Below are 19490 nucleotides of genomic sequence, written 5' to 3' on the forward strand. Positions count from 1 at the left end.
GAGAGTGTTGTTTCAATCAAACAAAGAATTAAAAAGAAACGGCATTTTTTTCGCAGGTGTTGAAGCGGTTTTGCTAATTTTAATGATGCTGAAATGGTTGCCGATTTCTGCAAACTTGGAAATGGCGTTGATTTTATTCGGTTTGGGAATTTTGTTTTATTTGAAGAGTGTGCTGCGGGAAGAAGAAAGTCATAAGTTATAAGTATTCAGTATGATACCTAGAATATAGATTCTAGGTTTTTTTATTAAATTTACCTTAAAACGCACTTTTTCACATGGGGATGGAAACCATTTTTTTAAAAGTGTGGTAGGATAAATATGCTTTATCTTTATATTGTCCGAAGGAGCTGTCGTGTTGAAGGGATCTAGGGTTGAGTTGATTGATAGTTTACGTGGTTTTAGTTTATTAGGTATTTTGATCGTGAATATGCTTAATTTTCAATATGATTATGATTTTGAAAAAATGTTTGATTCGAGTTTTTGGGGGCAGGAATTCGGTGTATATGTGACGGAAATTTTGTTCCAAGGGTCTTTTTATCCGATCTTTTCCTTTTTGTTTGGGTATTCTTTTATCAAGCTGATTGAATCGACGAAGGCCAAGGGATTAAATACGAATGCCATAGTCGTTCGCCGAGGTTTTGGTCTTATTGTGCTTGGGATGCTGCATTACATCTTTATTTGGAATGGTGACATTCTTCTTTATTATGGAGCTTGTACATTTTTCTTGATGATGTTTTTGAGAAGCCGGATTAAAACAATGCTTATTTGGTCTGGTGCGTTAGGGGCGTTATCTTTAGTCGTTGTGCCATATATGATGAACCTCGTTTATGGGAACGATGAGCTTTTAACTGATGTGTATGCGAAGGGGGCTTATGGGGATATTTTGGTCAGCCGGATTACTGTTGAAGACGATATGATGATTGTGACTATTATTCTGGCGATCGTGACCATTGTGTTCATGCCAATACTAGGGTTTCTTTTCGGTACTATGATGGTGGGACCGTTCACCTTGCTAGGCATGGTGATTGGTAAACGAGGGCATCTCACAGAAGAAGATCGAGGGATGACCTATCGCAAAGGCTGGGTCTGGGTCATTGTCGTCGGCCTTGCACTAAAATGTGCGACGTTCATTGATGCGCCTTGGAGTGAATTTGTGATGATTCTTGGTGGTTATGTGCTGGCGATTGGGTATATTCAGGCTTTTATTGTTTTCTACTATTCGAAGGCAGCCGACGGCCTCAAACGTCTGCTTGCAGGGCTTGGCCGTTTGTCTCTCTCAAACTATTTGGCGCAGTCGATTATTTGTACAACGATTTTCTATTCTTATGGACTTGGTCTATTTGGACAATTGGGATCAATGTTTGGGCTGCTGCTTGCTGTCGGACTGTACACAGCACAGCTGTTCATCAGCTATCTCTATTTGAAAAAATGGAGAAGAGGTCCTGTGGAGTGGCTTATGGGAAAATGGGTATATTGGAAATAAAGCATTTTGTTAAAGAACCGCATGGCTTAAGGGCTGTGCGGTTTTTTATTTTAAAAAAATGAGGAGAACACTTTTTAAAATGCTTGAATATTCTTTTAGTGTGTATATAATGTATATATAGTGTATATACAATATTTTGTTTCAACTATCTGAAAAAAGAGGTTTTTATATGCAAATTACGATTTCAAACCATTCTAAGGAGCCTATCTATGAGCAAATTACGAATCAAATCAAATCGATGATTTTAACGGGTGAGCTTGCGGAAGGTGCAGCGCTGCCGTCTATTCGAAAACTGGCGAAGGATCTACAAATTAGCGTGATTACAACAAAGCGAGCGTATGAAGAGTTAGAGAAAGCGGGATTTATTTATTCGATTGTAGGCAAGGGATCTTTTGTTGCGGAACAAAACCTAGAAGTGATGAGAGAGAAGAAGTTGAAGGTGATCGAGGAACAGCTTGGAGCAGTAGTCACAAACGGGAAAGAATTAGGCTTATCTTTTGATGAATTGCAGCAGTTATTAAAGTTCTTATATGAGGAGTGAGATGAGTGGAGCATGTGATTGAATTCAAAGGAGTATCGAAACGATTCAAGGATTTTTCCGTTCAGGATATTGATTTACAGGTCAAGAAAGGCTTTGTCACAGGGTTTATTGGAGAGAATGGAGCGGGTAAGTCGACCACCATTAAAATGATCATGAATTTGTTAAAACCCGATTCAGGTGACATAAAGGTCTTTGGATTGGATTATCATACTCATGAAAAAGAAATTAAGGAACGAATCGGATTTGTTTACGATGCCAATGTTTTTTTTCCAGGGCTGAATTTAAAGGACATCAAACGGATTGTGGCACCAGCCTATAAACGCTGGGATGACCGGCTTTTTGATCAATATATTGAACAGTTTGGTCTGCCGCTGAATAAAGCGATTAAAACATTTTCAAAAGGGATGCAGATGAAGGCTTCACTAGCGATTGCGCTGTCACATCATGCAGAGCTGATTATCATGGATGAACCAACTGCTGGTTTAGATCCGGTTTTTAGAAGAGAGCTGCTCAGCACGTTACAAGAATTGATGATTGATGGAAATAAGACGATCTTTTTCTCGACGCATGTGACGACTGATTTAGACCGGATTGCGGATTATATTGCGTTTATACAAAATGGAAGATTGGTCTTTCAACAGTCGATTCATGAAGTGGCAGAAAGTTATGCGCTTGTGAAAGGGAGCCTGGAGTTGTTGGATCGAGACACAGAAAAGGCCTTTGTCCATATCCAGCGTACAGCAGCCGGATTTGAAGCATTAACCGATCGTGTTGATGAGGTGAAACTTATTTTTGGGGATGCTGTTGTGATTGAACCGGCGTCGCTTGAGGATATCATGTTTTATTTGAAAGGCGGGGTTGCGCATGTTTCATTTAATTAAGCGTGATGTGATTTTGCAAAAGAAGCAGTTACTTATTTTTATTCCGTTTATCTTATTTTTTATTTTCATGGATGTCCATCCAGTATTGACGTTTCTAGTCGCTAGTGTCTTCATTCCATTTAACACATATGCGTATGATGAAAAGGCAGAAACGAATATTCTATTAAACTCCTTGCCCTATACACGTAAAGAAATTATCGCATCACGTTATCTTGGCGCCATTTTCTATATGAGTATTGCGATCGTGCTGACAAGTGCTGCATTACTTGTGTTTGGGAAGCTGTTTTCGCTGTCAGATATTGCGATTGGCAGCGGGTTGTTTTTATTGTTCGCGGCGTGTACGTTTCCATTGTTTTATATCTTAAAGCCTGGTTATATCACAACGGCAGTGATCATTGGCTTTATCGTATTATCTGCTATGGGACCGCCTGTTGTTCTCTATTTGGCAGAGCAATTTAGTGGGATCACTGATTTTATTATGAATTTATCGATCCCTGTTTTATATACGGGGTCAGCTGTGCTGATTATGCTCTTCTACTTGCTGTCTTGGGGACTTTCTACTGTGATTTATCAGAGGAAAGTGTTTTAGGAAAGCAATTGCTGATGTTCCTATAAATTTACAGTTTGAGCTTAGAAGACCGTGTGAGCGGTCTTTTTTTGAAGATTTTTCTGGTTATTGATTATATCAATATAAAAAAATTTGAACTTAATTTTATGTCAGAATATTTTGTTAATAGTGTTTTCCTCAAAAAAACAATTGTTTTTTAAGGGTAGATTTATTATGATAATATACATCGAAAGATTGATGTTTCTCAATCAGAATGAAAATTCTGATTTTTATTTTTTATGTTGTTTTGTTGATGAGGGGGAAGAAAAGTGGCTCAAAAGGAATTAAAGAGAGGGTTAAGTGCCCGCCATATTCAAATGATCGCTCTTGGCGGCACAATCGGTGTTGGCTTATTTATGGGGTCAGCGAAGGCCATTCAGTGGACAGGTCCATCGGTTCTTCTAGCGTACGCAGTGTGTGGTATTTTTATCTTTTTTATTATGCGTGCGATGGGAGAAATGTTATATCTTGAGCCGAGTACAGGGTCATTTGCTACATTCGGGCATCAATATATTCATCCGCTTGCAGGGTATATGACGGCTTGGAGTAACTGGTTCCAGTGGGTCATTGTCGGAATGTCTGAAATTATTGCGGTTGGGGCTTATATGAAATATTGGTTCCCAGAGCTGCCTGCGTGGATTCCAGGGTTAATTGCGATGATCATTTTAGGAGCAGCCAACTTGATTTCGGTTAAGTCGTTCGGTGAATTTGAATTTTGGTTTGCGATGATCAAAATTGTGACAATTATCTTGATGATTATTGCAGGTTTAGGCATTATTTTCTTCGGATTTGGAAATGGCGGAACTCCTATTGGGCTGTCTAACCTTTGGGCGCATGGCGGGTTCTTTACAGGTGGGTTTAGCGGATTCCTGTTTGCGTTGTCTCTAGTCATTGCTGCTTATCAAGGTGTCGAGCTGATTGGGATTACAGCCGGTGAGGCGCAAAATCCTCAAAAGACGCTGACAAATGCCATCAAAAGTATCATCTGGCGTATTTTGATTTTCTATATCGGTGCGATCTTTGTCATTGTGACTGTGTATCCTTGGGATCAGTTGAATACCCTTGGCAGTCCATTTGTGGCGACGTTTGCGAAGATCGGGATTACAGCAGCAGCTGGTATTATTAACTTTGTTGTCATTACAGCAGCGATGTCCGGCTGTAATAGTGGTATTTTCAGTGCGGGACGTATGCTTTATACATTAGGAGTGAATGGGCAGGCGCCTGCTTTCTTTACGAAAATTTCGAAGAACGGTGTACCGTATTTTGGGACATTCGCTGTGCTGATTGGTTTAGCGATAGGAGTGGTCCTGAATTATGTTTCTCCGCCAAACATTTTCGTCTATGTGTATAGTGCGAGCGTCCTTCCTGGGATGGTGCCTTGGTTTGTCATTTTGATTAGTCATATTGGCTTCAGAAAGGCAAAGGGGGCAGCACTTGATCAGCACCCGTTCAAGATGCCGCTAGCACCGTTTTCTAACTATCTTACAATCGGATTTTTATTGATGGTTCTTGTGTTTATGCTCATTAATCAGGATACGCGTATTTCTCTTATTGTAGCAATTGGATTCTTGATTTTAGTGGCACTTAGCTTTTTTGTATTTGGAATTGGAAAACGAAAGCCGATTGAAACAGCTTCTTCTGATCAAACGGTGAAATAATCAAAAGCCTTGCGTGATGGACCGCAAGGCTTTTTTTATTTAGAGTGAGCCTTTTACACGGTTAAAGACATCTGGATAGTTGGTGAAAAGGCCGGTGACGCCGTATTGCAGTAGACGGATCATGTCTGCTTCGCTGTTGACTGTATATGGATGAAGGAGGAGTCCGTGGCTTCTGACCTGCTGGACGTTTTCAGGTGTTAATGCTCTGAAATTCGGTCCAACACCCACGGCGTACGTTTTGATAAAGTCGAGCTGATCGTCTGTGATGGATGTCATTTGGTTTCTGTCTAATAGCTGTACTTTTGGCAGGCGTGGAGCTAATTTCTGCAGCTTTATCAGGCTGTCCTGACTAAAGGATTGTATGATAACCTGCCCTTTTCTTGTGTGTTTCCCAAGAAGATGATGTTTCTTTAAGGCGGCCAATAGTTTTTCTTCCATTTGCGGATAAAGGTCTGGTTTTTTTGTTTCAATATAATAATTCTCTCGTTTTCCGAAATAGCGCAGCACCTCATCTAATGTAAGGACTCTCTGTCCGATATAGTTGGCATTTTGTCTGTCGGGATTGGCTTCGTTAAACCAGGTACCAGCATCAAGCTGTTTGATTTCGGCAAGTGTGAGGTCTTTGACCCAGCCTGTTCCGTTTGTGGTTCGGTCAACGGTTTCATCATGCATCACGATGAGATGTCCATCCTTTGTCATTTGAAGGTCGAGTTCGAGGTAATCTGCATTCATTTTTTTGGCGAGCTTGTAGGAAGCCAGGGTATGCTCTGGTGCATACCCTGATGCTCCGCGGTGTGCAACGGTTAAGATGCGATCTGGAGATAAAAGGTTTTCATGTGCCGATACGGTGGCCGGCACCCACGCAAAAGACAGTAAAGCAAAAGAGAGCAACACGAAAGCAAGTAATCTACTTTTCTTCATATTTTATCCTCCTTTTACGGTAACTGCCTCCATCGTAAGAAATAGATGTAAAGAGCATGTTGGGCGGATATGAATCTTTTATGTGATTTTCATTAAGCTTGCTCTACGCGCTTTCCTGTATTCCATGTCATGGCGAGGAAAACAATCGCAAGCACACAAGAACCAACCAGTAAAATGAAGCCTCCTGTCCAGTCATAGTGATCCACGACGACACCCATCATGGCATTGGCAAAGGCAGAGCCGCCAATGTAGCCGAAGAAGCCTGTCAGTCCGGCAGCAGTGCCAGCCGCTTTTTTCGGAGCGAGATCAATGGCTTGAAGTCCAATGAGCATGACAGGTCCGTAAATCAAAAAGCCGATGCTGATAAGGGCAATGTTATCGACCATTGGATTGCCTGCAGGATTTAGCCAGTAAACGAGAACGGCAATTAACACCCCGGCCATAAAGATGACTCCAGCTGGTGCGCGGCGGCTTCTGAAGAACCGGTCACTAATCCAGCCGCACAATAATGTACCGGGAATGCCTGCATATTCATAAAGAAAATAAGACCAGCGTGAATGCTCTGGTGAAAAGCCTTTTGCTTCTGTTAAGTAGGTCGGCGCCCAGTCCACGACACCGTAACGGACGAAGTACACAAAGACGTTGGCAATGGCGATATACCATAGGAATTTATTGTTGAGTACATATTTAAATAAAATTTCTTTCACTGTTAATTCTTTTTCTTGATCCTCATAGTTTTGTGCCGGATAGTCATTTCGATATTCCTCGATTGGCGGAAGACCAGTGGATTGCGGGGTATCCCGTACAAGAAGAATGATCACGAAGGAGACGATAATGGCAATGATGGCAGGGAAGAAAAAGATGCTTTTCCACGTCGCAAACAGTACAATCCCTAATGTGATAAGCGGTGCAAGAATCCCCCCGCCGATATTGTGAGCGACGTTCCAAATGGACATTTTCGTACCACGTTCACTAACCGAAAACCAGTGCGCCATCGTACGTCCGCATGGCGGCCACCCCATGCCTTGAAACCAGCCGTTTAAGAACATGAATAAAAACATGATCCATACACTGGATGTGACCCATGGAAATGAGACAAATAGGATATTGATAAGAGCTGATAAAAAGAGTCCGGCAGCTAAAAAGTATCTGGGGTTACAGCGGTCTGAGATCATCCCCATGATGAATTTACTAAAGCCATAAGCAATGGATACGGCTGCGAGTACAAAGCCTAATTCACTTTTTGTGAACCCCTCTTCCTGTAGATATGGAATAGCAAAAGCGAAATTTTTGCGCAGCAAATAGTAGCCCGCATACCCGATAAAGATGCCTAGAAAGACTTGCAGCCGCAGCCGCTTATACGTCTCGTCTGTTTTGGCATCATCAAGCCTGTCGATATACGGAGCAGGTTTAAACCATTTGAACATAATGATCCTCCTTTTGTAGATGTCCGATTGACTGAAGCAAAAGTACGAGAATGGCTTTTGATCCTGTACCTTTTCAGAGACAAAAGAATTGTTAGCGCTTTCTTTTGTACTCCCATCATATCGGATGGAAGAGACGTTTATGATGAGGCTTTTGTCATAAATTTGGAAAAATAGTTCATGAAGTAACAAAAAAATCCGCACAATGGCGGATTTTTTCTTAGCGGTTATAGAGAAACATTAATTTTCGCAGATTTCTTTAGTTTTTCAATTTCTTTTTGGACTTCTTTTTGCTTTTCTTGAGATTCTAGCTGTTTTTTAATTTGTGATTTAACCTCTTTGTATTCTGGTGCTTTTTGCTTTTGTTTTTTCATTTGGTCTGCGTATTGATCATAGTACGCTTTGACGTCTTTCTCAGAGACGGAGGCTGATTTGATTTCTTTATCGACATATTGGCTGTATTTGATGCTGTCGGCAATGTCACTCTTCAGCTGATCCAATGTGAGTCCGCTCTTTTTAAGTGCTTCTTCGAATTGAGCGTTGTCTTTGAACTGTTTCTTTTCTTCCTTTAGCTGCTTATCTACCTCTTTGTCAGAGGCTTTGAAGCCCTTCTTCTCAGCATCTTGCAGGATGAGCTCTTGTCCTACGAGCGCATCAATGGTTTGTTTCTTGACTGCTTTCTCGCCTTCTTTAGAAGTTGGGTCTTGCCCGGATTGCTGAAGCTGGCCTTGAATGGTAGATAAGGCGCTATTGTATTCACTGCCTGTGATTTTGTCTTTGTTGACGGTCGCAACGACCTTTTGATCATCGATTTTTTGTGCGTCTAATTTCTTTTGCATTTCTTCCATTTGCTTTTGCTGCTCTTTTTGATCAGCCTGTGTTGTTTCCTTGTTTTTGGCTGCGTCGTTTTGCTTATCTTGTTTGGCATCGTTTGACGAGCAGGCTGCAAGTCCAACAGATAACAAACAAGCGATGAGTGTGTATGATACCTTTTTCATCATTTTCTCTCCCTTCGGTATGAGAACGTCTAGTGCGCATTCTAACCGTTTTTTAGGAAAAATAAAACCGTACAGACAATTTGTTAGCGGATTGACATGTTTTTTATCTGTTTGTCCTCATTTTGTCTTCTCATAGTCATCTCATGACAAACTCAATTGTGGAATAATTGTTCCATCACTTCGTCGATATCGGTGATTGGCTGGCGGCAGCTGTAATTTTCACAAATATACACGGTGGTTTTGCCATCGATTGTTTTGTAATCTTTTGTAAAGGGCGCGAGCTTCGCTAATTCTTTCCCTGTTTCGGCAGTCAATATGATATCAAATGGAACGAAGCGTTTTTGAAGCGCCTGTAAAAGCTGTTCTTTTTGAGGGTCGCCGTTTTTTCCGAGAATGATGATTTCTCTTTTCGCCGCATATTGACTTAGGAGCCCTTGCAGAAACGCTGTGTGTCCGCTTGGGTAGGAAGAGACATCCACATAAAAGGCTTTGAACATCTGTTCTAATGTTTTCAGCCAGTCTTGACGTCCTGTCATTGTGCTGAGTTTCAAAAGCTGATGGAGTGCGGTGCTGTTACCAGAAGGCATGGCGCCGTCGTACACTTCTTTTTCTCGAACGAGGAGCGCTTCCGCATCTGATCCCGAGAAGAAAAAGCCCCCTTTTTCCTTGTCCCAAAACAGCTCAAACATGTTCTCGGCAATGGCTGCCGCCTTTTCCAGCCACGCTAACTCAAAGGTCGCTTCGTATAAAGACATATACGCTTTTAGCATATGCGCATAATCCTCGATAAAGCCGAGATGCTTCACGTCACCTTCTCTGTAGCGGACCATGAGCCGCTCATGTTGAACAAGATGTGTTTCTAGAAAAGACATCGCCTGCTTCGCCATATGGATCGCTTCCTCTGCATCAAAGACCCTTCCTGCTTTGGCGAGAGCTGCGATCATCAGCGCATTCCAAGATGTAAGCACCTTGTCATCGACAAGCGGCGCGGGTCGCTGCTGTCTGACTGATTGTAAAATATGCCGCGCTTCTTGCAGCTTGGATTGAAGGGTTTTATCGTCGATCGAAAAAGAGGCTTTGATGTCCTCAAAAGAGGTAGAAATGGTATGAGGGATGTTCTCCCCTTCAAAGTTCCCCTCTTCTGTGATGTGATAGACGTCGCAAAATAAAGCGCCAAGCTCCTCCCCTAAATGGGTGATGATCTCATCTTTTGCCCAGACGTAATATTGTCCTTCTTTCCCTTCAGAATCTGCATCTATCGCTGAATAAAAGGAGCCGCTAGAATTCATCATATCTTGTTTAATGAATTGAATCAGGCGTTGGACAAGTTTTTCATACTCAGGTTTTGAGGTGAGCTGATACGCTTCTGTGTAAGCTTCCATCAGCAAGGCGTTATCATACAGCATTTTTTCAAAATGCGGCACAAGCCATTTCTCGTCTGTTGAATAACGAGAAAAACCGGAACCAATATGGTCATATATACCGCCATTTGCCATCCCATCTAACGTTTTCGTGACTGCATACAGCGCATTCTCCTGTCCTGTCCATTCGTGATAGCGCATCAGAAATGAGAGCATATGAGGTGCAGGAAATTTCGGTGCGGAGCCGAATCCGCCATACAGTGTATCAAAGCTGCTCATGAGCTGGTAATAGGCTTTGTGAATTGCCTCTTGTGACAGCGTGTTTTCTGTCTGCCCTGCTGCTTTGATCCGCAGGTTATTTGTCGCCTTCTCTGCCAATGATTCAATATGATCTCGGTCATTATGGTACGCATCCAGCAATTGTGTCAGTGCTTCGATGAAGCCAGGACGCCCGTATGCACTTCTTTTTGGGAAATATGTCCCAGCATAAAAAGGCTTTTGATCTGGCGTCACAAACACGTTCAACGGCCAGCCGCCTTGCCCCGTCATCATCTGACAAACAGACATATAGATCGAGTCGATATCTGGACGCTCCTCACGATCGACTTTGATTGAAATGAAATGCTCATTTAAGATGTCAGCGACTTGTTGATCTTCGAAGCTTTCGTGTGCCATGACGTGGCACCAGTGACAAGTGGCATAGCCAATGCTGACAAGCACAGGTTTATTTTCACGTTTGGCTTTATCGAATGCTTCTTGCCCCCATGGGTACCAGTGAACTGGGTTGTGAGCGTGCTGAAGTAAATAAGGAGACTTCTCAGCGATTAATCTATTGGGCTTATTGTTAGTGGGCATTGGATCACCTTCTTTCACTTTTCATTATTTGTTTTTATGTTTACTGTACCATAGTGCAGTTTAGTTTATATCTTATTAGATTATCTAGATTAGATTTTATCTACTGGACTAAGGATCACCAGTCATTTTGCGCACAATTTTTTTGAAAAATAAAGACTTAAAAACATTTTTGGTTTCTTGTAAAGTTGTACTTAATAAAGATTTAGTGAAGTAAACCTATAAAGGTTTAATACAGTTTTTTAAGTCGTTGATTATTTATACAGGAGGAGAGAGTAATAATGGCATATTTATATTTATTGCTCGCAATTATTGGTGAACTTATTGGTTCTTCTATGCTCAAGGCTGCAGAAGGCTTCTCAAAACTTTACCCTACTATTGGTACAATTATTTCTTTTATAGGCTCCCTGCTCTTCTTATCACTTGCAATGAAGACCATACCTTTGAATACCGCCTATGCACTTTGGTCTGGTATAGGTATTATTCTTACTACAATAATCTCGATTTTGATTTGGAAAGAAAAAATTAACGTTGCCAGTGTTACTGGGATTGTTTTGATACTTGTAGGAGTTGTAATATTAAATCTTTTCGGGCCAGGTCATGGTGAAGCACATAGTGTTGAAAACGCAAGCGCTACAACAAACAATGAAGCTGAGTGATTAGAAAAGCATGAACATAAATATCAAAGCGGAGGATAACTTTTGTTATCCTCTTTTCTTTTTTTTGCATTTCAACATCTATCATGTCAAGACATGAAAGTATTGCTATTGCAGCAAAGAAATGCAATCAAATTGCTTGCGCGTAGCCAAAATGTACCTTTTTACATTAAGAATTGTTAATGGCTTTTTGATCTAATATATTACAATAAATGTAAATATAGTATAATATTATAAATCTGTGGGGTTAATATATCAGATTGAGGCCCTTCATAATTCGTCTGTGAGGTATTCCCAAAATAAAAAAATCAAGGGCTATAAACCCTTGATAGCTACATCAATCGTAATGCTTTAACAAGATGGCTGAATTATGTCCTCCAAAACCAAAAGAATTGGATAGCCCGTATTTCAAAGGAAGCTGTCTCGCTTCTAATACAACATCTAAGTTGCAGTCTGGATCTTGATTCTCTACATTAATAGTTGGCGGAATCATTCCTCGTCTCAAACTTTCCACTAAAGCAATGGCTTCTACTCCGCCGGCAGCACCAAACATATGCCCTGTCATTGATTTGTTTGCCGTTGTTGGAATTTCACCTGAACGTTCACCAAATAATTTCTTAATAGCTAGAACTTCTGAACGATCACCTACTTGTGTACTTGTTGCATGTGCACTAATAACATCAATATCATCTGTTGATATGTTTGCACTTCTCAACGCCTTTTTCATGGCTAAGTAGGCACCTTTACCTTCTGGGTGGGATGCTACCATATGATGAGCGTCTGAACTAGCTCCGTACCCCACTACTTCACATAATATCGGCGCATCTCTAAGAATCGCGTTTTCTAATGATTCTAATACTAAGATACCTGCGCCTTCACTCATCACAAAGCCATCTCTATCTGTATCGAATGGACGGCTGGCCCGACTTGGGTCTTGGTTTCTAGTAGATAGTGCATGTGCGTTTCCAAAACTAGCCAAAGATATCTGTGAGACGGCAGCTTCTGCTCCTCCGGCAAATATAATATCTGCATCATTATTTCGGATCGCATTGAAAGCTTCGCCAATAGAGGTGTTCCCAATAGAACAAGCTGTGACTGGTGACAATGATGGCCCTTGTGCCCCTAATTTAATGCTGATTTGGGCCGCAGCTGCATTTGAAATCATCATGGGGACAAGGCTGGGGCTTACTCTTGAGGGACCACGTTTATCTAATACATTGACATTATCAACAAGCGATTGGATTCCCCCGATTCCTGAACCAACATATACGCCTAAACGTTCAAGATCAACTTGATCTAACTGTAATTGCGAATTTTTTAATGCTTGTTCGGCTGCTGCTAAGGCAAACTGGCTAAAACGATCTAAACGTTTTGCTTCTTTTCTTCCCAATATTTCATCTGCATCGAAATCACGAACGATTCCAGCTATTTTTGTTTTATAATCAGTTGTATCAAAAGAATCAATGAGAGATATTCCCGATTGTCCTTTGATTAGTTGATTCCAAAAGCTATTTACATCATTTCCAAGTGGAGAAATAATTCCCATTCCAGTAATGACAACTCTTTTCATGATCATTCCCTCCTTGTTTTTATTAACTTTATCCATTGTGTTATCCTATTACAAGTTGTTGTTTATCCTAGTATAATTAATACTCTTTTAAAGGGAGATCTAAATGAAACCTGAAACTAGACTTCAAGCGTTATCAGAATTTCTAAAAAACCAACGTTCGAAAATTACGCCCCAAATGGTTGGTTTACCTGTAGGAACCCGCAGAAGAACACCAGGACTCAGAAGAGAAGAAGTGGCTCAACTAGCCGGTGTGAGTCTTACTTGGTATACATGGTTAGAGCAAGGCAGAGATATAAAAGTATCCACTTCGGTATTAGATGCTATTTCTCGAGCATTACAATTAAATAACGATGAAAGGAGATATTTGTACGCTTTAGCGTTAGAGGAAGGAGTGAAACAATCCTTTATCATTGAGAATGAGCAGGAAATCAGTCCGGCTTTAGTGAAAATGTTGCAGGAGCTTCGTTATTGCCCGACGATTGTATCTGATAGAAGAAGTCAGATTGTTGGCTGGAATCAAGCAGCAGCTAATGTATTTTTGGACTTTGAACAAATCAATCCGGCTGAAAGGAATATCATACGCTTACTATTCGCAAGAAAGGAATTTAAAAGTTTAGCGGTGAATTGGGAGCATTTTGTTAGAGGATATATAGCCATATTTAGAACGTATTATGGACAGTATGTGGCGGATGACTGGTATGAGCAATTTATAGAAGAAATGGAGCAGGCATATCCGGAGTTTCGTAAAATTTGGAATGAAAATGAGATCAGCTATGCACCTGAAGTATTAATTGAATTTCGTCATGCTAAGGCAGGTAAAATGTTGTTTAATCTCACTTCATTACAAGTGTATGGGGATACTGATTTAAGATGCAGTGTCTATACTCCGGTTGAGGATACTGATACGGAGCTTAAGTTAAAACGTTTAATTGAAGGGTAGATATCGTTTGGATGAAGTTATTGAGTGTATTTAATATAAAATAGATCCTATGCAAATCAGTGACAAGGGGCATAACCGATGCTGACATGCACCGGTTTATTTTCACGTTTGGCATTGTCGAAAGTCTTTTTGCCCCCAAGCCTATATCATTTCTGGTAAATGATGTTTATACATCTCAATAGCATCTGTATGTTCTTTTAAAACGCTCATTGTCTTTGGATGTGGTTTAACATATATCAAAGGATAGTCGACTTCATCTAATTCTTGTTGGGTATGAAAAGCTAATCTTTCATGATCAAGTGAAAATTGAGCATCAATTCCTGTTTTGTTGCCGCGAGAGTCTAATCGAATCCATTTATTAAGTGATTGCAGAAATACTGCATTTAATGCATGAATACAATATCCTTTATCTGGCGTATCGAACAACATTAATCGCTGGTAACAGAAACCTGTGGGTATTCCTTGTGAGCGCAATAGAGCAGCTAATAGGTTGGACTTTGCGTAGCAAATTCCCTCTTTAAATGTTAATACCTCTGATGCATGACAAGTCACTCGTTTGGATTGAATATCCCATGTATGGGGAATTTCATCTCGAACAAACTCATAGGCTACTTTTGCTTTTTCTATTTCTGTCTGCAAAGGGTTGAAAAGTTCATTTGATTTTGCTCGAATAAGAGGATGAGAATAATCAACTTCAGCTAGTTCACATAAATAATCATCAAAATTTTTAGATTCACATGTCAAGTTCATTATAATGTCCCCTTTTCTCTATACTTTTACCGCAGGAGGTCTATTTCTTCACCAACACATATTGTAAGTTTTCTAATTCAAACATATCAATCAGTTCATCGATCTCTTTAAAATCGATATGTTTTCCAAACCGTTTTTTGCTTAGGTCAATTTCTACATCCAATTGATCGTCCTTTTCTTTCGTTTCCAGTTCATCTAGACAAGAATAGATTTCGATGCTTTCTCCTTTTGACAGCTCTTTTTCAATGAATTTAAAAAGTGCACGAAGAGAATGAATGATGCCTAATTCATAAACAAAAGGATGCGTGAATTTGTTTCTTACCGCTTCATAGACGGGATCTAGATAATCAATGTGAATGCCTTCGAAATCCTCTTCTGTTTCAAATACTTCTATCAAAAGTTCTTCTTTTTGATAGGTTTTTGGCTTTTTTTGTTTTTTATCAAACATGTTGATATTGAGTTCAGAGAATGGTTTATAGGTAGGATTTTGACCAATGGTACCAAGCGGCAGTTCTTTGTTTGATCCAATATAATGATGTAAAGTCATGGGCTGTCCTCTTTTCTTCAATGATTTCTCGTTCGTTGATTATTTTCTTTTTATCAATAAATGGTGGAATGTGCAATTCTTTTCACATACATTCTCTACAAAAGAGTAGGGCAAGTCGTTTGACTAAATACCTCTTAGGGTATACTATCTGTTCATAGAAAGAATAGGAAGGGGTACTTGTGCATGGAATATAATCAACAGATGAAGAACCGTCTTCGTCGGATTGAGGGGCAGATTAAAGGGGTTCTTGCGATGATGGAGCAGGGAAAGGATTGCCGCGAGGTGGTGACGCAGCTGTCTGCATCACGCAATGCCATTGATCGTGCAATGGGTGTAATTGTGAGTACAAATCTTGAGCAATGTGTCCGCGAAAGTCTTGAACAAGGGAAGGATACGGAGGGTCTTGTGAAAGAAGCGGTTGAGCTATTGGTGAAAAGCCGGTAAGAAATTCTTCAGCCTTTGGAGGTTGACGGATTTTTTTACTTGTTATAATATACCCTTACCGGTATATGTATATATTTTTTATTTTATATATACCCCCAAGGGTAATTGAAAAAGGAGGAGCAGAATGGAAGAACAGAAAAAACGCACGACGATTGTGCTATTTAGTGGAGACTATGATAAAGCGATGGCGGCTTACATTATTGCCAATGGTGCAGCGGCCTATGATCATGAGGTGACGATTTTTCATACGTTTTGGGGGCTGAATGCCTTGCGCAAGGATGAGATGGTGCCAATGAAAAAAGGTTTTTTAGAAAAAATGTTTGGCAAGATGATGCCGCGCGGGGCTGATCGAATGGGCATTTCAAAGATGAATTTTGCTGGAATGGGCCCAAAGATGATTAAGCACGTGATCAAAAAGCACAATGCCATGACTTTGCCGCAGCTTATTGATATGGCGAAGGAACAGGAGATTAACCTCGTGGCATGTACAATGACGATGGACCTTTTAGGGCTGCAGGAGAAAGAGTTATTAGATGATATTCAATATGCTGGTGTGGCGGCGTATTTAGCAGAGGCTGAAATTGGGAATGTGAATTTATTTATTTAGTGAGGTGATGAAATGATTCAAACGATTTTGTTCATCCTGGTGATTGGCTTACTTATGAGCCGTTTCCTGCCGGCACGAGGTGTGAACCAAATAGATGCAGCCGATATGAAAAAAAAGCTGAAAAGCAAAGGTCAACAGCTCATTGACGTACGATCTCCAGTAGAATTTCAAACAAACCATATAAAAGGATTTCGAAACATTCCTTTACCTCAGTTAAAAGAACGAGCTTCTCAGCTTGAGAAAAATGAAGAGATCTATGTCGTATGTCAAAGTGGAATGAGAAGTATGCAGGCAGCGAAAATATTGAAGAAGCAAGGATTTACTCATATTACAAACATCAAGGGTGGTATGAATGCTTGGCATTAAGCACGCATAAAAATATACCCCCACCCCTATATAAAGGAGGACATCACATGCAGCAACCAACAGTCATTTTAGATGCAAAAGGCTTGGCATGCCCGATGCCGATTGTGAAAACAAAAAAACAAATGAATGAGCTTTTGCCAGGAGATGTGCTTGAAGTGCAAGCTACCGATAAAGGATCAGCAGCGGATTTAGCGGCTTGGTCAAAAAGTGCCGGTCATGAGTTTTTAGGAACAAGAGTAGAAGGACAGGTGCTTCATCATTTGATTCGTAAGGGCGGAGCGCAAGAAGAAGAGGGGGAGCCCATGATTTCGGAAATATCTTTGAATGCCTTTCAACAGAAGGTAAAAGAAGATCAATCTCTGTTTATTTTGGATGTAAGGGAGCTGGATGAATACGAAGCGGGGCATATCCCAGGAGCCGTTCATATCCCGCTTGGTGAGGTGGAAGATCGTGCAGAGGAGTTAACAAGAGAATCGGACATTTATCTCATCTGTCATTCAGGCAGAAGAAGTGAATTAGCTGCGCAAAAGCTAAAAGAGAGAGGATTTCAACAATTAATCAATGTGGTGCCAGGCATGAATAGCTGGACAGGAGCCATTGAAAAATAGGAGCTGAATAAAACATGACGGTAAAAGCCATGACTGCAGAGCAGTTAACAAAAAAGATCGTGGGCAAAGAGCCGCTCTTTTTGCTAGATGTGCGAAACCAAGCAGATGTGCAGGACTGGAAGATTGAAGGGGAAGCAATCGTTGATATGAATGTGCCTTATTTTGATCTGCTTGACGGAGTAGAGGGCCTTTTACAGCACATTCCTAGTGACCGTGAAGTGCTGGTGGTTTGTGCCAAGGAAGGTTCTTCTATCCTGGTGGCGGAGATGCTGTCAGAGGCTGGCGTGCCTGTTCGTTATTTACAGGGCGGCATGAAGGCATGGAGTGAGCATCTAGAGCCAGTGAAAATAGGTGATTTAAGCGGCGGCGGAGAGCTGTATCAATTTGTACGGATGGGCAAAGGGTGTCTGTCCTATATGATCATGTCCAATGGAGAAGCCGCGGTTGTGGATGCAGCTCGAATGACGGAGGTCTATATTGATTTTGCGAAAAAGCATGATGTCTCTGTGACGCATGTGATGGATACTCACCTTCATGCAGATCATATTTCTGGTGGGAAAAAGCTGGCTGAACAAACTGGTGCTACCTACTGGCTGCCGCCAAAAGATGCAGAAGAGGTAACCTTTGAATATGAACGTCTTGAAGAAGGACAGCGGATAACGATTGGAACAGCTTCTATTGATATTCAACCCATTTATTCCCCGGGACATACGATCGGCTCAACATCTTTTATCGTAGACAATCAATATCTTCTTTCAGGTGATATTTTGTTTATTGATTCAATTGGAAGACCTGATCTTGCTGGAATGGCGGAGGACTGGGTAGATGATTTGAGAGAGACGCTTTATGAACGGTATATGGCGTTTTCAAAGGAATACATCGTTCTGCCTGCGCACTTCATGACCAAAGAAGAAATGAATGAAGACGGCAGTGTTTGGAAGGAGCTCGGCTCACTTTTAAAAGAAAATCATGGGCTTCATATTGAAGATCAACATGTGTTTAGAAAGATGGTGACGGAAGGTCTGCCTGCACAGCCGCATGCCTTTCAAGAGATTCGTCAAGCCAATATGGGGAAGCTGAACCCAGGTGTGGAAGAGCAGCGGGAAATGGAAATGGGTCCAAACCGTTGTGCGATTCGGTAATGTCCAATAAAATAAGAGAAGAGGAACAATCAAATGACATCAGATCAAATTTTAGACGTAACAGGGCTCGCATGCCCAATGCCGCTTATTCGAACGAAGAAAAAAATGAACGACTTGGCGAAAGGTCAAGTTTTAGAAATACATGCAACAGATAAAGGGGCTAAAGCTGACTTGGCCGCATGGGCGAAGTCAAGCGGACATGAATTGATCACGCAGACAGAAGAAGGTCACGTGCTGAAGTTCTGGGTGAGAAAAGGGTCCTAAAGGATGTAGGGGTATCTGCTGAAGATCCCCTTTTCCTTTTGCAAAGGAGGAGACCAGCGTGGATTTTGCATTTTTGATTACACTTTTTATCATCGGATGTATTGGTTCCTTCTTATCAGGAATGGTGGGGATCGGCGGATCTGTGATCAACTATCCCATGCTGCTTTATATCCCGCCTCTTTTTGGTGTGATGGCACTATCAGCACACGAGGTATCAGGGATTGGCGCCATTCAAGTGCTTTTTTCGACGCTGGGTGGTGTACTCGCTTATCGGAAAAGCGGATTTTTACATCGCTCGCTGATTTTATATATGGGAAGCAGTATATTGGCGGGCAGCTTATTAGGCAGTTATGTATCACATTTTATGCCGGAGAAAGGGATGAACCTCGTCTATGGATTACTCGCCATTGTGGCGGTTATTCTCATGCTGATTCCGAAAAAAGGACAGCGTGCAGACGCAGAGGGAGAAGTTACTTTTCATAAAGGGCTGGCATCAGCTATTGCCTTTGTGATTGGCAGTGTTTCCGGGGTATTAGGTGCAGGCGGCGCATTTATTTTAGTGCCTGTGATGCTGTCTATTTTAAAAATTCCTGTACGGATGACGATTGCATCGTCACTTGCGATTACGTTTCTTTCTGCGATAGGCGCATCGACTGGAAAGGTATTGACGGGTCAGGTCATGCTTCTTCCTGCTGTTGTGCTGATGGCGGCAAGTTTGGTGGCAGCTCCGATTGGTGCGAAGGTCGGTCAGAAAATCAATGCCGTCTATTTGCAATGGGCCCTTGCTGTAATGATTACAGCGACAGCGGTCAAAATTTGGCTGGATATTTTATAAAAGAAAGACCAACAGAGCAAACATGTTGGTCTTTT

General features: G+C 41.2%; 22 protein-coding genes. 15 read left to right on the forward strand and 7 right to left on the reverse strand.

Annotation, left to right across the window (positions count from 1 at the left end; translation table 11 throughout):
* Positions 1-7 precede the first annotated feature (7 nt).
* The 6 genes from MHB41_RS01145 (at position 8) to MHB41_RS01170 (ending at position 5170) form a co-directional block, all read left to right on the forward strand.
* Positions 8-202, forward strand: a complete 195-nt coding sequence (locus MHB41_RS01145) for a hypothetical protein (RefSeq protein ID WP_340899498.1) — start codon at positions 8-10, stop codon at positions 200-202.
* A gap of 153 nt (positions 203-355) precedes the next feature.
* Positions 356-1483, forward strand: a complete 1128-nt coding sequence (locus tag MHB41_RS01150; RefSeq protein WP_340899497.1) for a DUF418 domain-containing protein — start codon at positions 356-358, stop codon at positions 1481-1483.
* Positions 1484-1652: 169 nt separating this feature from the next.
* Positions 1653-2024, forward strand: a complete 372-nt coding sequence (locus tag MHB41_RS01155) for a GntR family transcriptional regulator (RefSeq protein WP_003217079.1) — start codon at positions 1653-1655, stop codon at positions 2022-2024.
* Positions 2025-2029: 5 nt separating this feature from the next.
* Positions 2030-2905, forward strand: coding sequence for an ABC transporter ATP-binding protein (locus tag MHB41_RS01160; protein ID WP_268480610.1), 876 nt, complete (start codon positions 2030-2032; stop codon positions 2903-2905).
* Positions 2889-3494: an ABC-2 transporter permease gene (locus tag MHB41_RS01165; protein WP_065215413.1), complete on the forward strand. Its 606-nt coding sequence runs from the start codon at positions 2889-2891 to the stop codon at positions 3492-3494. The genes MHB41_RS01160 and MHB41_RS01165 overlap by 17 nt, the downstream gene beginning before the upstream one ends.
* Positions 3495-3781: 287 nt before the next feature.
* Positions 3782-5170 carry an amino acid permease gene (locus MHB41_RS01170; protein WP_041115338.1) on the forward strand — a complete coding sequence of 463 codons (1389 nt, stop codon included), beginning with the start codon at positions 3782-3784 and terminating at the stop codon, positions 5168-5170.
* A gap of 39 nt (positions 5171-5209) precedes the next feature.
* Here MHB41_RS01170 and MHB41_RS01175 read toward each other — a convergent pair whose 3' ends face one another.
* From MHB41_RS01175 to MHB41_RS01190, 4 genes are all read right to left on the reverse strand, one after another.
* Positions 5210-6091, reverse strand: coding sequence for a glycerophosphodiester phosphodiesterase (locus MHB41_RS01175; RefSeq protein ID WP_340899492.1), 882 nt, complete (start codon positions 6089-6091; stop codon positions 5210-5212).
* 92 nt (positions 6092-6183) lie between these two features.
* On the reverse strand, positions 6184-7518 hold the full coding sequence (gene glpT / locus MHB41_RS01180) for a glycerol-3-phosphate transporter (RefSeq protein WP_340899489.1): 1335 nt from the start codon (positions 7516-7518) through the stop codon (positions 6184-6186).
* Between the two features lie 224 nt (positions 7519-7742).
* Positions 7743-8513 carry a SurA N-terminal domain-containing protein gene (locus tag MHB41_RS01185; RefSeq protein ID WP_039176104.1) on the reverse strand — a complete coding sequence of 257 codons (771 nt, stop codon included), beginning with the start codon at positions 8511-8513 and terminating at the stop codon, positions 7743-7745.
* A gap of 152 nt (positions 8514-8665) precedes the next feature.
* Positions 8666-10729, reverse strand: coding sequence for a thioredoxin domain-containing protein (locus MHB41_RS01190; RefSeq protein WP_326847820.1), 2064 nt, complete (start codon positions 10727-10729; stop codon positions 8666-8668).
* A gap of 278 nt (positions 10730-11007) precedes the next feature.
* Here MHB41_RS01190 and MHB41_RS01195 point away from each other — a divergent pair, with 278 nt between their 5' ends.
* Positions 11008-11385, forward strand: a complete 378-nt coding sequence (locus tag MHB41_RS01195; RefSeq protein WP_034284218.1) for a multidrug efflux SMR transporter — start codon at positions 11008-11010, stop codon at positions 11383-11385.
* A gap of 334 nt (positions 11386-11719) precedes the next feature.
* On the opposite strand, the gene fabF is transcribed toward MHB41_RS01195, so the two are convergent.
* Positions 11720-12952 carry a beta-ketoacyl-ACP synthase II gene (gene fabF / locus MHB41_RS01200; RefSeq protein ID WP_211043957.1) on the reverse strand — a complete coding sequence of 411 codons (1233 nt, stop codon included), beginning with the start codon at positions 12950-12952 and terminating at the stop codon, positions 11720-11722.
* A gap of 103 nt (positions 12953-13055) precedes the next feature.
* Here fabF and MHB41_RS01205 point away from each other — a divergent pair, with 103 nt between their 5' ends.
* Entirely contained in the window at positions 13056-13892 is an 837-nt protein-coding gene (locus tag MHB41_RS01205; RefSeq protein ID WP_034283062.1) for a helix-turn-helix transcriptional regulator, read from the forward strand.
* A gap of 141 nt (positions 13893-14033) precedes the next feature.
* On the opposite strand, the gene MHB41_RS01210 is transcribed toward MHB41_RS01205, so the two are convergent.
* Positions 14034-14642, reverse strand: a complete 609-nt coding sequence (locus MHB41_RS01210; protein ID WP_340899483.1) for a transglutaminase family protein — start codon at positions 14640-14642, stop codon at positions 14034-14036.
* A 40-nt stretch (positions 14643-14682) separates the two neighbouring features.
* Positions 14683-15189, reverse strand: a complete 507-nt coding sequence (locus tag MHB41_RS01215) for a hypothetical protein (RefSeq protein ID WP_034283066.1) — start codon at positions 15187-15189, stop codon at positions 14683-14685.
* A gap of 183 nt (positions 15190-15372) precedes the next feature.
* Here MHB41_RS01215 and MHB41_RS01220 point away from each other — a divergent pair, with 183 nt between their 5' ends.
* From MHB41_RS01220 to MHB41_RS01250, 7 genes are all read left to right on the forward strand, one after another.
* Positions 15373-15633 carry a metal-sensitive transcriptional regulator gene (locus MHB41_RS01220; protein ID WP_003217059.1) on the forward strand — a complete coding sequence of 87 codons (261 nt, stop codon included), beginning with the start codon at positions 15373-15375 and terminating at the stop codon, positions 15631-15633.
* Positions 15634-15757: 124 nt separating this feature from the next.
* The gene (locus MHB41_RS01225) at positions 15758-16240 is read left to right on the forward strand and encodes a DsrE/DsrF/DrsH-like family protein (protein WP_041088802.1); all 483 of its coding nucleotides are present in this window, start codon (positions 15758-15760) and stop codon (positions 16238-16240) included.
* A gap of 12 nt (positions 16241-16252) precedes the next feature.
* On the forward strand, positions 16253-16606 hold the full coding sequence (locus tag MHB41_RS01230) for a rhodanese-like domain-containing protein (protein ID WP_340899480.1): 354 nt from the start codon (positions 16253-16255) through the stop codon (positions 16604-16606).
* A 47-nt stretch (positions 16607-16653) separates the two neighbouring features.
* Complete coding sequence (locus MHB41_RS01235) at positions 16654-17214, forward strand: sulfurtransferase TusA family protein (RefSeq protein WP_061110451.1); 561 nt, start codon at positions 16654-16656, stop codon at positions 17212-17214.
* A gap of 14 nt (positions 17215-17228) precedes the next feature.
* Complete coding sequence (locus MHB41_RS01240) at positions 17229-18356, forward strand: MBL fold metallo-hydrolase (RefSeq protein WP_340899478.1); 1128 nt, start codon at positions 17229-17231, stop codon at positions 18354-18356.
* A 33-nt stretch (positions 18357-18389) separates the two neighbouring features.
* Complete coding sequence (locus MHB41_RS01245) at positions 18390-18620, forward strand: sulfurtransferase TusA family protein (RefSeq protein WP_340899477.1); 231 nt, start codon at positions 18390-18392, stop codon at positions 18618-18620.
* A 58-nt stretch (positions 18621-18678) separates the two neighbouring features.
* A complete protein-coding gene (locus tag MHB41_RS01250; RefSeq protein WP_041106144.1) occupies positions 18679-19455 on the forward strand; it encodes a sulfite exporter TauE/SafE family protein in 777 nt (258 codons plus the stop codon).
* Positions 19456-19490: the final 35 nt, after the last annotated feature.

This window comes from Bacillus sp. FSL H7-0578 (assembly GCF_038630855.1).
Classification (GTDB): Bacteria; Bacillota; Bacilli; order Bacillales; family Bacillaceae; genus Bacillus; species Bacillus safensis.